This window comes from Nocardia sp. KT25-26 (assembly GCF_056627695.1).
This window is the reverse complement of the sequence record NZ_CM152813.1, coordinates 1,394,380-1,407,723: the sequence shown is the minus strand read 5'-3', so window position 1 is coordinate 1,407,723 and position 13,344 is coordinate 1,394,380. Positions and strand designations below refer to the sequence as shown.

Here is a 13,344-nt window from a genome sequence, read left to right as displayed (position 1 = left end):
GCTCAATAGGACCGTATTCTGCGTTACATGAGTCGCAAGGTTACAGACAAAGGTGTCGCTAACCGGACCGAGGCCGCTCCCCGCCACGTGAAGACCATCATCGTGGGCAGCGGATTCTCCGGTCTGGGCATGGCGATCCGGTTGAGCCAGCAGGGCGACAGCGAGTACCTGGTGCTCGAGCGTGGCAACGACGTCGGCGGCACCTGGCGGGACAACACCTACCCCGGCGCCGCCTGCGACGTGCCCTCGCACCTGTACTCCTACTCGTTCGCGCTGAACCCGAACTGGTCCCGGTCGTTCTCCCGGCAGCCGGAGATCCAGGCGTACATCAAGAGCGTCGCCGAGCAGCACGACGTGCTGGACAAGCACGTCTTCGACTGCGACGTCCTGGGGATGCGCTGGCACGACGACACCGCCCGGTGGGAGATCACCACCAGCCGCGGCGATTACACCGCCGACCGGGTCATCTCGGCCGTCGGCGCCCTCTGCGAGCCGAACTTGCCGGACATCAAGGGCATCAACGACTTCACCGGCGAGATCTTCCACACCGCGCGCTGGAACCACGATGTGGACCTGACCGGGAAGCGGGTCGCGGTGATCGGTACCGGCGCCTCGGCCATCCAGGTCGTCCCGGCAATCGCCGGCAAGGTCGCCCACCTGGATCTGTACCAGCGCACCGCACCGTGGCTGCTGCCCCGGATGGACCGGCCGTACCTGCTACCGGAGCGGCTGGCCTTCAAGTACCTCCCGGGCTTCCAGCGCCTGTCCCGCTCGGCCATCTACGCGGCGCGTGAGACCCAGGTCGTCGGGCTGGCCAAGGCGCCCGCGCTGATGAAGATCTTCGAGGGCCTGTCCCGGGCCAAGCTGCAGTTCGAGATCCGCGATCCGGAGCTGCGCAAGAAGGTCACCCCGAACTACCGGATCGGCTGCAAGCGCATGCTGATCTCCAACGAGTACTACCCGGCCCTGGACCGCGACAACGTCGACGTCGTCACCGACGGTATCGCCGAGATCCGCTCCGGCTCGATCGTCGCCCAGGACGGCACCGAACGCGAGATCGACGCCCTGATCGTCGCGACCGGCTTCCACGTCACCGATTCGCCGGTGTACGAGACGGTCACCGGCCGCACCGGGCAGACCCTGGCCGAGCAGTTCGACGAGGTCGGCCAGCAGGGCTACAAAGGCGCGGCGATCCGCAACTTCCCGAACATGTTCTTCATGCTCGGCCCGAACGTCGGCCTGGGCCACACCTCGATGGTGTTCATGATCGAATCGCAGATCAACTACATCGCCGACGCGCTGGCCACCATGGACCGGCAGGGCCTGCGCACCGTGGAGGTCCGCGAGGACGCGGTGCGCGAGTTCAACCGCGACCTGCAGAACAAGCTGGGCAAGGCGGTCTGGAGCACCGGCGGCTGCGCCAGCTGGTATCTGGACAAGCACGGCAACAACACCACGCTGTGGCCCGACTTCACCTTCGAATTCCGTAGGCTGACCAAGAAATTCGATGCGTCGGCCTACGACGTGAGCACCTCCTCCTCCGATGACTCCGACATGAAAGCGGTGGCAGCACAGTGAGCAATGATGCTTACTTCACGAACAAGGTTTGCGTGATCACCGGTGCCGGTTCCGGCATCGGCCGAGCGCTGGCCGAGAACCTGGCCCGGCGCGGCGCCAAGCTGGCGCTGTCCGATATCGACGCCGAGGGGCTCGCCGAGACCGCCCGCAGCTGTGAGGCGCTGGGCGCCCAGGTCAAATCCGATCGGCTCAATGTCGCCGAGCGCGAGGCCTTCCTGCTCTACGCCGATTCGGTGAAGCAGCACTTCGGTGTCGTGCACCAGGTCTACAACAACGCCGGTATCGCCTACCACGGCGACGTGATCAAGACCGATTTCAAGGACATCGAGCGGATCATGGACGTCGATTTCTGGGGCGTCGTGAACGGCACCAAGGCGTTCCTGCCGATGCTGGTCGAGTCCGGTGACGGCCACGTGGTCAACGTGTCCAGCCTGTTCGGCCTGGTCACCGTCCCCGGCCAGGCCGCGTACAACTCGGCGAAGTTCGCGGTCCGTGGCTTCACCGAGGCGCTGTACCAGGAGATGAAGGTCTCCGGCGCGCCGGTCAAGGTCACCTGTGTACACCCGGGTGGCATCAAGACTGCAGTCGCCCGCAATGCCACCTACGCGGAGGGCATCGACGGCGCGAACACCGCGACCCTGTTCGACAAGTACCTGGCGATCCACAGCCCGGAGATGGCCGCCCAGACCATCACCGAGGGGGTCCGCAAGGGCCGCGCCCGGGTGCTGATCGGCTGGGAGGCGAAATTGCTCGATGCGAGTGTGCGCGTGCTCGCTTCGGGGTACAACCGGATCTCGGCCGTGGTGAACGGCCGCTTCATGCCCCACTGAGCGACCCGGAGCCGACGATGAAGTCCCTTCGCGATCTGAAGATCCCGCTGCCGGTGGCGCGCGTAGTGCTGGACCCGCTGTTCCGGGTCTCGCTGAACGCGCGACTGCCGTGGCAGGTGCAGCGTTTCCTGATCGACAATGCCGCCCGGCTGCAGTACCTGCCCGAGGGCTCGGTCGTGCAGCAGCTGAACCTGGCCGGCCGACCGGCCGAGCGGGTGATCGTCAAGACCGCGATTCCGGGCTCGCGAACCAATGCGGTTCCGCCGGAACGCGCCGCCGGCGCCGTGCTCTACCTGCACGGCGGCGGCTACGCGGTCGGTTCGCTGGCCACCCATCGATCGCTGACGGCGTGGCTGGCCCGCGATACCGGCTGCGCGGTGTACGCGCTGGACTACCGGCTGGCTCCGGAACATCCGTATCCGGCCGGCCTCGACGATGCCGAGGCCGCGTTCTTCGATCTGGTCGACAATGTCGGCTACCGGCCCGACCAGGTCTGCATCGCCGGCGATTCGGCGGGCGGTGGCCTGTCACTCGCCCTGGCCCAGCGGCTGCGGGACCGGCACGGGGTCACCCCGGCCGCCCTGGGCCTGATCGCGCCCTGGTCGGATCCGACCGAGGTGCCGGCGAAGGAACGCGATCTGGTGATCAACCGGCCCTGGGCGATGAAGTGCGCGGCCGCCTATCTGGGCGACGCCGACCCGTCGGCGCCCGGTTACGCTCCCCTGGCGAGTAACCTCGCCGGGCTGCCACCGACCTATGTGCAGGTCGATGTCAGCGAACTTCTGCACCCACAGTGTGTGAAACTGGTCACAGCACTGCGGGCCGCCGGGGTGCACGTCCGTTTCTCCGAAACGCGCGGACTGTGGCATGTCGCGCAAATGCAGGCCGCACTGATCGACGCGGCGGCCGCGGCGGTCAGCGAACTCGCAGAATTCCTGCGAGAAGCGATCCAGCCGGTGTCGATCGACGACCTGCACTAGGCCTGGTCGCAGGCCGATTCGGGACCGTGATAACACGGACCGGGTCGAGGTGTCGTAGATTACTGGCGAGTAAAACCCACTGGAAGGGCACAGATGCGAGAGTTCGAAGTCCCGGCTTCCTACGCCATCCCGGACGATACGAACAATTCCGAGAACGTCTTCCGCTTCGCCGCGGAGACGCCGAACACCGTGTTGTTCAACGTTCCGAACGGCAACGGCGGCTGGAAGGACGTCACCGCGGCGGAGTTCGCGAAGGCCGTCACCGGCGTCGCCAAGGGCTTGATCGCCGCAGGCATCGAATTGGGTGATCGCGTCGCGATCATGTCGTCCACCCGCTACGAGTGGACGCTGCTGGACTTTGCGATCTGGGCTGCCGGTGGCGTCACCGTCGCGATCTACGACAGCTCGGCCGCCGAGCAGGCCAAGTGGATCCTGCAGGACTCCGAGACCAAGCTGCTGGTCGTCGAGAACGACAAGCACCGCGCCACGATCGAGGAGATCGACGCCGCTTCGCTACCGGCGCTGGCCGAGACGCTGCAGATCGACAAGGGCGCGATCGACCAGCTGGTCGAGCGTGGCGCCGAGCTCGACGATTCCGCCGTGCACGAGCGCCGCAAGCAGGTCGGCGCACACTCGCCGGCCACCCTGATCTACACCTCGGGCACCACCGGTAAGCCCAAGGGTGTTCAGCTGACCCACGCGAATCTGTACGCGGAGTCGCGTTCGGGCGGTATCGAGCTCAGCGCCTTCGTCACCGAGGGCCAGAAGACGCTGCTGTTCCTCCCGCTGGCGCATGTGTTCGCCCGCGCGGTTGCGCTGATCGCCTTCGATTCCAAGGTGACCATCCGCCACTCCTCGGACTGGACCACCCTGGTCGAGCAGTTCGGCGAGTTCAAGCCGGACTTCATTCTCTCGGTGCCGCGCGTATTCGAGAAGGTGTTCAACTCCGCCAAGCAGAAGGCGCACGACGGCGGCAAGGGCAAGGTCTTCGACGCCGCCGCCGAGACCGCCATCGCCTACAGCGAGGCGCTGGAGACCGGCAAGCCCGGTCTGCTGCTCCAGCTCAAGCACTTCGTCTTCGACAAGCTGGTGTACAGCAAGCTGCGGGCGGCCCTGGGTGGCCAGTGCGCGGCCGCCGTCTCCGGTGGTGGCCCGCTGGGTGCGCGGCTGGGCCACTTCTTCCGTGGCGTCGGCGTCACCATCTACGAAGGCTACGGTCTCACCGAGACCACCGCCGCGTTCACGGTGAACACCCCCCAGCACATCCGGGTCGGTTCCGTGGGTCGTCCGCTGCAGGGCCATGCTGCCAAGATCGCCGAGGACGGCGAGCTGCTGGTCAAGGGCTCGGTCGTGTTCGACGGCTACTGGGGTAACGCCGAGGCCACCGCCGAAGCGTTCGAGGACGGCTGGTTCAAGACCGGCGATCTGGGCGCCATCGACGCCGACGGCTTCGTCACCATCACCGGCCGTAAGAAGGAAATCCTGGTCACCGCGGGCGGTAAGAACGTCTCCCCGGCGATCCTGGAGGATTCGCTGCGGGCGCATCCGCTGATCAGCCAGGTGATGGTGGTCGGCGACGGCCAGCCGTTCATCGGTGCCCTGGTCACCCTGGATCCGGAGGCGCTGCCGGGCTGGCTGGAGCGCAAGGGCCTGCCGGCCGACACCGCGATCGAGAAGCTGGTCGAGAACGCCGATCTGGTCGCCGAGGTCGAGGCCGCGGTCGCGGAAACCAACAAGAAGGTGTCCAAGGCCGAGCAGATCAAGAAGACCCGCATCCTGACGGTGGACTGGACGCAGGAGGGTGGCGAGCTCACCCCGAAGATGTCGCTCAAGCGCGCCATCGTGATGAAGAAGTACGCCGGCGAGGTGGACAAGATCTACTCCTGACCGCACGTCGGTAACTCCCGGTTCCAGCGGCCGGCTGCCCTCGGGCAGCCGGCCGCTGTGCTGTCCGGGGTCACTTCGGCGGGCGATCGGCGCCGACCGGGAGACGTCACTGTTCGGTCATATCTGCGCCGCCCCGGCGGGGCTACGCTCGAGCCATGGTGGTTGCGCGGATGGCGGCCGGATTGTTCGCGGCGTTCCTGGTTCTCGGCGTGGCCGAATTGATCGCAGCGTTCACCGGCGCCGATTCCGCGCCGTTCTTCGCCCTCGGCAACGCCGTGATCGACCTGTCCCCGACGCCGCTGCGCGAGTGGGCGATCGAAACGTTCGGCACCGCCGACAAGGCCGTCCTGTTCGCCTGCCTCGGCGTCGTGGCGGTGGTTGTCGCGCTGCTCGCCGGCGCCGCCGAACGCACCGGCCGGCCCCTGGGCTCCGCCCTGTTCGCGGTGTTCGGCATCCTGACTGCCCTCGCCGGCGCCGGCTCCGTGACCTCCCCCACCGGTGCCCTCCCCGCACTGCTCGGCACCGCTGCCGGAATCGTCGCCCTCCGCGCCGTCATCCGGCGTATCGAGATCGCCGAACTTCGCCCGGCAGACCGCGCAGAAGTGTCCGCGAAGCCGGTAGCCACCCGCCCCGAACACGGATCCGCCGGTCCGGATGCCGAGGGGCGGACGCGGCGGGCGGTTCTCACGGGTCTCGGTGTAACCGGTGCGGCAGCGGTGGTGAGCGGACTGCTCGGGCGGGTACTGGGCTCCGCGCGCACCGATGTGAGTGGTGAGCGGGCGGCACTGAACCTGCCGACGGCCCTCACGCCGGCCCCGCCATTGCCGTCCGGCGCCGATCTCCGCGTTCCGGGTATCACCCCGTATCTCACCGGCAACCGCACCTTCTACCGGATCGATACGGCGCTCATTCCACCCCGACTGTCCACCGCGGACTGGTCACTGCGCATCCACGGCCTGGTCGAACGCGAGATCACCCTGGACTGGGCGGCGTTGACGGCGCGGGAGCCCGAGGAACATCCGATCACCCTGGCCTGTGTGTCGAACCCGATCGGTGGCGATCTGATCGGCAATGCCCGCTGGCTCGGCTACCGTCTGGACGAACTGCTCGCCCTGGCCGGTCCGCTGCCGGAGGCCGATATGGTGCTCTCCCGCAGCGTCGACGGGTGGACCGCCGGGTCGCCCCTGGCCACCCTCACCGACGGCCGCGACGCCCTGCTGGCCATCGGCATGAACGGGGAGCCGCTGCCCGTATCGCACGGCTACCCGGCCCGGCTCGTCGTCCCCGGCCTGTACGGCTACGTCTCCGCCACCAAATGGGTGACCGAACTGGAGATCACCCGGTTCGACCGCGCCGAGGCCTACTGGACCCGCCGCGGCTGGTCGGCCCGCGGCCCGATCAAGACCGGCACCCGGATAGATACGCCACGAGGTCGCGGCCGGATCCCGGCGGGCCCCACCCCGATCGCCGGTGTCGCCTGGGCCCAGCATCGCGGAATCCGCGCCGTGGAAGTACAGATCGACGACGGCGACTGGCAACCGGCCCGCCTGTCCACCGAGGTCTCCGTCGACACCTGGCGCCAATGGGTGCACGACTGGGACGCCACCCCCGGCACGCACACGATCCGCGCCCGCGCCACCGACGGCACCGGCACCACCCAGACCGCGATCGAACAGGACGTGATCCCGGACGGCGCCACCGGCTACCCGGCCGTCACCATCACCGTCGGCTGATCCGGCCGCCGCCCACGACCGAGTGTCAGGCCGCGGAACCGGCACGTTCCGGAGCCGCCGGGGGTCCCGCGGTCCGGGTGTGACTGACGAACATGGACGAGGCGAGCAGGCCGACCAGCAAGATCACTCCCGGTAGCAGCATGGATTGGGCGAGCGAGGTACTGAACTCTTCGAGCACCTGGGGTGGGATCGGGCCCTGCTCGGTGAGTCCCCCTTCGTGCACCGGGCCGGCGCCGAGACCGTTGGCACTCAGCCGGGCGGCGATGAGTGCGCTGATCGCGGCGCTGCCCAGCACCGAACCGACCTGCCGGGTGGTGTTGTAGACACCGGCACCGGCACCGGCCCGGGTGACCGGCAGGTTGTGGGTGGCGGTGGCGGCCAGCGGGGCCCAGATACAGGCATTGGCGATGCCGCTGATCATCGCGGCCGTCATGAACCAGATCAGCGGGCTGTCCGGGCGCATCAGTGCGGCGATCCAGAACACCGACAGCGAGAACAGCCCGAAGCCGATACTCGGGACCACCCGGGGCGGCAGCCGGTCGGCGAAACGGCCGACGAACGGAGCCAGCAGCCCGGTGGCGATCGCCATCGGCGCGAAGACCAGCGCCGATTTCGTCGGCGAGAGTTCCCGGACCGCCTGCAGATAGAAGTAGCCCGGCACCATCATCGCGGTCACCGTGGCACCCATTGCGGCGATGGCGATATTCGACCATGCGAAGTTGCGGTCCCGGAACAGGCGTAGCGGCACCAGCGGTTCACCGGTGTTGCGGGCCTGGTTGCGGACGAAGACGGCCAGCACCACGATCCCGGCAGCGATCATCGCCCAGATGCCCGCCGACCAGTCCTGGCTGTTGCCCTCCTGGATCCCGAACACCAGCGCGAACATGCCGACCGCGCTGAGCGCCACCCCCATCAGGTCGAATCGGTGCGAGCCGGTCGGCAGGGCGGGCACCAGCCATACCGCGAGCGCGAAGGCCACGATCCCGACCGGCACGTTGACGATGAAGATCCATTCCCAGCCCAGGCTGTCGACCAGGACACCGCCGAGAATCGGCCCGACCAGGGTGGCCAGCCCGGCCACCCCACCCCACAGCCCCATGGCGGCGCCGCGGCGGTCCGGCGGGAAGGTGCGGGTGATGACCGCCATCGTCTGCGGTGTCATCAGGGCGGCACCGAGGCCCTGCGCCGCCCGGGCCGCGATCAGCATTCCGATGGTTCCGGACAGTCCGCACCACAGCGAGGCACCGGTGAACACGGCCAGGCCCAGCAGATAGATGTACTTGGGGCCGAACCGGTCACCGAGCCGGCCGGCGATCAGCAGCGGAACCGCGTAGGTGAGCAGATAGGCGCTGGTCACCCAGATCACCGCGGAGATGTCGGCATCCAGATCGGCCATGATCGCCGGATTGGCGACCGCGACGATCGTCATATCCAGCAGGATCATGAAGAAGCCGACGACCAGCGCAATCAGCGCGAGCCACGGATTGCGTTCGGTTGTCGGGCGTTCGGTGATCAAGGAGGCTTCCTCTCGCCGGGCCGGGCATCTTTACCCAACCTAACAACCGGGTGCGACAGGTGCCGGGACCGAACCGGTCCGGCCGATCACAGATTGTGCGCGTCCAGCCAGCCTGCCGCCACGGCCGCCGGGTCGCGGCCCGAGCGCACGTCCTCCACCATCCCGAGCAATCCGTCGGTGGTCAACTCACCGGAAACATAGTTCAGCTTGCGGGCGGGCCACTCCGCGAGCTCACCCTTCCGATACACCGCCAGGATGTTCTGGGCGCGCACCGCGAATCCCGCGTCGTCGAGCGTGACCAGGCCCTCGGTGGCGGCCGCCGGCGGCGGTCCGGTGACGACACCGGCGGCGACCTCCCCGGCCAGCAGGGCCGCCCGCAGTTCCGCGGGCCCGGAATAGGGCACCACCGCCGCGAAATCGCAGCCCGCGATCGGCGGGGCGGCCGGTACGGGTGCGGCCAGCCCCGGCACCGCGGCCACCCCGGCGAGGAGTTTCCGGCAGCGCGGTACCAGCTCGGCCACCTCGGTCAACTGTGCCGAGGCCGCGTACTCGGCGGTGATCAGCACCCGGGCCCGCAGATCGGTGCCGTCGGCGGGGTCGGAAAGCACCAGCCCTTGCGGCGCGGAGCCGTTCACCGCCGGGTTCACCTCGGCCGGTGTACGCGCCTGCGAGGTCGAGTCCCAGCGGGTCAGCAGCGCTCCGGTGCGGGCACCGGTCACCCGGATCCGGCCGGAGTCCAGTGCGGCCTGTTGCGCCGCCGCCGTCCCGAGCCCGGCCAGCACGGTACTCGGCACCCCGGCCCTATCGAGGGCCTGCGCGTAGACGTGGGCCAGTACGAGCGATTCCACCGAATCGCCGGCACCGACCGCAGTCACCGGAACCGCGGGCTCGGCACCGCAGGACACCGTCAGGGCGGCGATTCCCGCCAGCAGCAGGGTGATCGGGCGGCGCCACCGCCCGCCCGGTACCGGCCCCGCACCTCTCCTCGCCATCGACGCGACACCAACTCCCTGAAATCCGCACGGCCTCCCGCCGAAAAACGCCGAGGCGGGCAGTATGAACACCGGAGAATGTACCGGTGGCCCCGCGGCCCGGCACATCGCATCGCCCGCACGCCGGAAGGACAGCTGTGACCAAGTCGAACGGAACCCACCGTCCCGCCCTGCGCCTGGCCCTGCGGGCGAGCGGAGTTCTCGCCACCGCCGTCGCTCTCGCCGCCGCCATGGTGGTCTCCGCCTGTGGCGACTCCGACCCGCTGGCCGCCGGGGGCGATTGCCGCAGCGACGAATTGATCGTCGGCTCGGCCGATTTCCCGGAATCGGAGACCGTGGCCAATATCTACACCGAGGTGCTGCGGATCAACGGATTCACCGTCGACACCAAGTTCAACATCGGCAGCCGGGAGGCCTACGTACCGGCCCTGCGTGAATGCGCCATCTCGGTGATCCCCGACTACACCGGAAACCTGCTGCAGTACCTGGAACCGGACGCCGAGGCCACCACCGCCGAACAGGTGCGCACCGCGCTGACCGATGCTCTCGGCGCCGAACTGGCCATCGCCACCCCCGCCCCCGGCCAGGACTCCGACGCCGTGGTCGTCACCCGGGCGACGGCGGATCGCTGGAATCTGAACACCATCGGCGATCTGGCTCCGCATTCGGCCGAGGTGAAGTTCGGCGCACCGGCGGAATTCCAGCAGCGTTCGGTCGGCCTGCCCGGGCTGAGCAGCACCTACGGCCTCGATATCGCCCCGGAGAACTTCGTGCCGATCGCCGACGGCGGCGGCCCCGCGACGGTGCGGGCCCTGGTGGAGGATCAGGTGCAGGCCGCCAACATCTTCACCACCTCGCCCGCGATCGCCGAACACGATCTGGTGGTCCTGGACGATCCGGGGCACAACTTCCCGGCCCAGAACGTGGTGCCGCTGTTCAATTCCGCAAAGCGCACCGACAAGGCGGTCGCGGTGCTCGACACCGTTTCCGCCGCGCTCACCACCGAGGAACTGACGGCACTGAACGTCGCGGTCTCCGGTGCGAGCAAGACCGAACCGCGACAGGCCGCCCTGGACTGGATCGCGGCCAAGGGCCTGGACACCCCGCTCGGCGCGAACTGACCGGAGGAGGTTCGCCGTGACGGCGATCGAATTCCACGGGGTCGGCATGCGCTACCCCGACGGCACCCGGGCGGTCACCGACCTGGATCTGCAGATCGAATCCGGCTCGTTCACCGTATTCGTCGGACCGTCCGGCTGCGGTAAGACGACCTCGATGCGGATGATCAACCGGATGGTCATCCCGACCAGCGGAACCGTCACCGTCGGCGGTGCGGATATCGCCGGTGTGGATGCCGTCCGGCTGCGCCGCGATATCGGCTATGTGATCCAGAGCGGCGGCCTGCTACCGCATCGCACCGTGCTCGACAACGTGGCGACCGTCCCGGTGCTGCGCGGGACACCGCGGCGCGCCGCCCGGGCGGCCGCATTGACGGTGCTCGACCGGGTGGGCCTGGATCGGGGGCTGGCCGGACGCTATCCGGCCCAGCTGTCCGGTGGGCAGCAGCAGCGGGTGGGTGTGGCCCGGGCACTGGCCGCCGATCCGCCGATCCTGTTGATGGACGAACCGTTCAGCGCCGTCGATCCCGTGGTGCGCGCCGACCTGCAACGCGAAATGCAGCGTCTGCAGGCCGAACTGCACAAGACCATCGTGTTCGTCACCCACGACATCGACGAGGCCGTCACCCTCGGCGACCGGATCGCCGTATTCGGCCCGGGCGGGGTACTGCAGCAATACGATCCGCCGCAGCGCCTGTTATCCGCTCCGGCAACCGATTTCGTCGCCGGGTTCGTCGGCCGGGACCGGGGTTACCGCAGTCTGTCGTTCCGCAGCGGTGCCGAGGTACCGGTACATCCGCTGCGCACCGCGCGTGCCGAGGAGATCACCGGAGCCGAATTCGACGGCGACGGCTGGCTGTTGCTGGTCGACTCCGCCGACCGGCCGCGCGGCTGGCTGGACCGCTCGGCGCTGGCCGACGTCCGCTCGGGCCGGTCCGCCGACGCGGTGGCTACCGCCGGTGGTTCCCTGTTCGGCCCCGACGACGACCTGCGGCAGGCCCTCGATGCGGCCATCTCCTCCCCCAGCGGCACCGGCGTGGCGGTCGATGCGGACGGTGCGGTCCGCGGCGGCATCCGCGCCGACGATGTCCTCACTGCACTCGCCGACCATCGCCGGGCGGACTCCGGGACATCGGCCCCGTGACCGGCCGACAGCTCGCCACTCCCGGCGACCCTCCGGCACACCGGCCCATCGGCGCAGGCCCGCCACAGAGCGATCGGTCCATCGGTGCGGCCCCAGCACAGAGCTGCCAGGGCACCAGCGCGACCCCGGCACAGAGCTTCGGGTTCATCGGAGGCCCGGTGTGAACTATCTGGTCGACAATTTCGCCGAGGTCATGGCGATCACCCGGACGCATCTGGTGCTGGCCCTGGTTCCCCTGGCGCTCGGACTGCTGATCGCGGTGCCGCTCGGCACCCTGGTGCGGCAGATGCCGTGGCTGCGCCGCACCACCACGGTTCTCGCCGGTGCGGCGTACACGATTCCGTCGCTGGCACTGTTCGTGATCATCCCCCCGCTGGTCGGGCTGAGCGCGATCGATCCGCTGAACGTGATCATCGCGCTCACCATCTACTCGGCGGCGCTGCTGGTCATCTCGGTCCCGGCGGCCTTGGACACCGTGCCCGCCGATGTGGTCGACGCCGCCGCGGCGATCGGGTTCGGACGGTTGCGCCGTACTCTCACCGTCGAACTGCCGCTGGCGATTCCGGTGTTCGTCGCGACGTTGCGGGTGGTGGTGGTCACCGATATCGCCATGGTGTCGGTGGGCGCGCTGATCGGTGTGGGCGGGCTCGGCAAGCTGTTCAAACAGGGCTATCAGCGCGACTATCCGGACGAGATCATCGCCGGGATCATCGTCACCCTGGTGCTGGCGTTGTTGTTCGACCGGATCGTCTACCTGCTGGGCCGGCTGGCCACCCCGTGGACGCGGGCCGACGCTCGCACGACGCCGGTGCGGAAGGCGGGCCGATCGTGAACGTCTTCGCCGATGCCTGGGCGTATCTCGCCGACCCGGCCAACTGGGGCGGACCGGCCGGAATCGGCGCCCGGCTACGCGAGCACCTCTGGTACACAGTGCTGGTGGTCACCGCCTCCGCGCTGCTCGCGGTGCCGCTCGGGCTGATCATCGGGCATCGCCGCCGGGGTGCCGCGCTGGTGGTCGGTTTCGCCAACGCGATGCGCGCCCTGCCGACCCTGGGCCTGCTGACCTTCCTGGTGCTACTGCTGGGTCTCGGCCTGATCCCGCCGCTGCTGGCCCTGCTCACCGTCGGCATCCCGCCGCTGCTGGCGGGCGCGTATTCGGGTGTGGCCAATGTGCGCGACGACGTCGTGGATGCTTCCCGTGCCATGGGGATGACCGAGGCCCAGGTGCTGCTGCGCGTCGAGGTGCCCAATGCCCTGCCGGTGCTGCTGAACGGTTTGCGGGCGGCCACCCTGCAGGTGGTCGCCACCGCGACGATCGCCGCATACGTGAATCTCGGCGGGCTGGGGCGCTACATCTTCGACGGGATCGGGTTGTACCGGTACGACCTGGTGCTGGCCGGTGGCCTGCTGGTCGCGGCGCTCGCCCTGCTGCTGGACGGCCTGCTGGCGGGGCTGGTGTGGCTGAGCGTGCCCGGCACCGGGCGGCTGCGTCGCAGGCCGGCCGCGGTCCCGGCCGAGTGAGGAGAACCTCTACTACACGCCGTCGTATAGGCGTAGCATCGGTGC

At 68.9% G+C, this 13,344-nt stretch carries 11 protein-coding genes; 9 read left to right on the top strand and 2 right to left on the bottom strand.

What is annotated here, in order from left to right; translation table 11 throughout:
* Positions 1 to 27 precede the first annotated feature (27 nt).
* The 5 genes from AC1HFH_RS06400 (at position 28) to AC1HFH_RS06380 (ending at position 7,008) form a co-directional block, all read left to right on the top strand.
* Positions 28 to 1,578, top strand: a complete 1,551-nt coding sequence (locus AC1HFH_RS06400) for a flavin-containing monooxygenase (RefSeq protein ID WP_480246506.1) — start codon at positions 28 to 30, stop codon at positions 1,576 to 1,578.
* On the top strand, positions 1,575 to 2,408 hold the full coding sequence (locus AC1HFH_RS06395) for an SDR family NAD(P)-dependent oxidoreductase (RefSeq protein WP_480246505.1): 834 nt from the start codon (positions 1,575 to 1,577) through the stop codon (positions 2,406 to 2,408). Before AC1HFH_RS06400 ends, AC1HFH_RS06395 begins: the two co-directional genes overlap by 4 nt.
* 17 nt (positions 2,409 to 2,425) lie before the next feature.
* Complete coding sequence (locus AC1HFH_RS06390; protein WP_480246504.1) at positions 2,426 to 3,388, top strand: alpha/beta hydrolase; 963 nt, start codon at positions 2,426 to 2,428, stop codon at positions 3,386 to 3,388.
* A 93-nt stretch (positions 3,389 to 3,481) separates the two neighbouring features.
* On the top strand, positions 3,482 to 5,275 hold the full coding sequence (locus tag AC1HFH_RS06385; protein ID WP_480246503.1) for an AMP-dependent synthetase/ligase: 1,794 nt from the start codon (positions 3,482 to 3,484) through the stop codon (positions 5,273 to 5,275).
* 155 nt (positions 5,276 to 5,430) lie between these two features.
* Positions 5,431 to 7,008, top strand: coding sequence for a molybdopterin-dependent oxidoreductase (locus AC1HFH_RS06380; protein ID WP_480246502.1), 1,578 nt, complete (start codon positions 5,431 to 5,433; stop codon positions 7,006 to 7,008).
* Positions 7,009 to 7,033: 25 nt separating this feature from the next.
* Here AC1HFH_RS06380 and AC1HFH_RS06375 read toward each other — a convergent pair whose 3' ends face one another.
* Positions 7,034 to 8,452 (bottom strand): DHA2 family efflux MFS transporter permease subunit, encoded by a 1,419-nt coding sequence (locus AC1HFH_RS06375; protein ID WP_480247737.1) that lies wholly within the window; start codon positions 8,450 to 8,452, stop codon positions 7,034 to 7,036.
* 158 nt (positions 8,453 to 8,610) lie between these two features.
* A complete protein-coding gene (locus tag AC1HFH_RS06370) occupies positions 8,611 to 9,516 on the bottom strand; it encodes a glycine betaine ABC transporter substrate-binding protein (RefSeq protein ID WP_480246501.1) in 906 nt (301 codons plus the stop codon).
* Positions 9,517 to 9,746: 230 nt separating this feature from the next.
* Here AC1HFH_RS06370 and AC1HFH_RS06365 point away from each other — a divergent pair, with 230 nt between their 5' ends.
* From AC1HFH_RS06365 to AC1HFH_RS06350, 4 genes are all read left to right on the top strand, one after another.
* The gene (locus tag AC1HFH_RS06365) at positions 9,747 to 10,637 is read left to right on the top strand and encodes an ABC transporter substrate-binding protein (RefSeq protein ID WP_480247736.1); all 891 of its coding nucleotides are present in this window, start codon (positions 9,747 to 9,749) and stop codon (positions 10,635 to 10,637) included.
* 46 nt (positions 10,638 to 10,683) lie between these two features.
* Complete coding sequence (locus tag AC1HFH_RS06360; protein WP_480247735.1) at positions 10,684 to 11,778, top strand: ABC transporter ATP-binding protein; 1,095 nt, start codon at positions 10,684 to 10,686, stop codon at positions 11,776 to 11,778.
* 160 nt (positions 11,779 to 11,938) lie between these two features.
* Entirely contained in the window at positions 11,939 to 12,610 is a 672-nt protein-coding gene (locus tag AC1HFH_RS06355; RefSeq protein ID WP_480246500.1) for an ABC transporter permease, read from the top strand.
* A complete protein-coding gene (locus AC1HFH_RS06350) occupies positions 12,607 to 13,299 on the top strand; it encodes an ABC transporter permease (RefSeq protein ID WP_480246499.1) in 693 nt (230 codons plus the stop codon). The genes AC1HFH_RS06355 and AC1HFH_RS06350 overlap by 4 nt, the downstream gene beginning before the upstream one ends.
* Positions 13,300 to 13,344 lie beyond the last annotated feature (45 nt).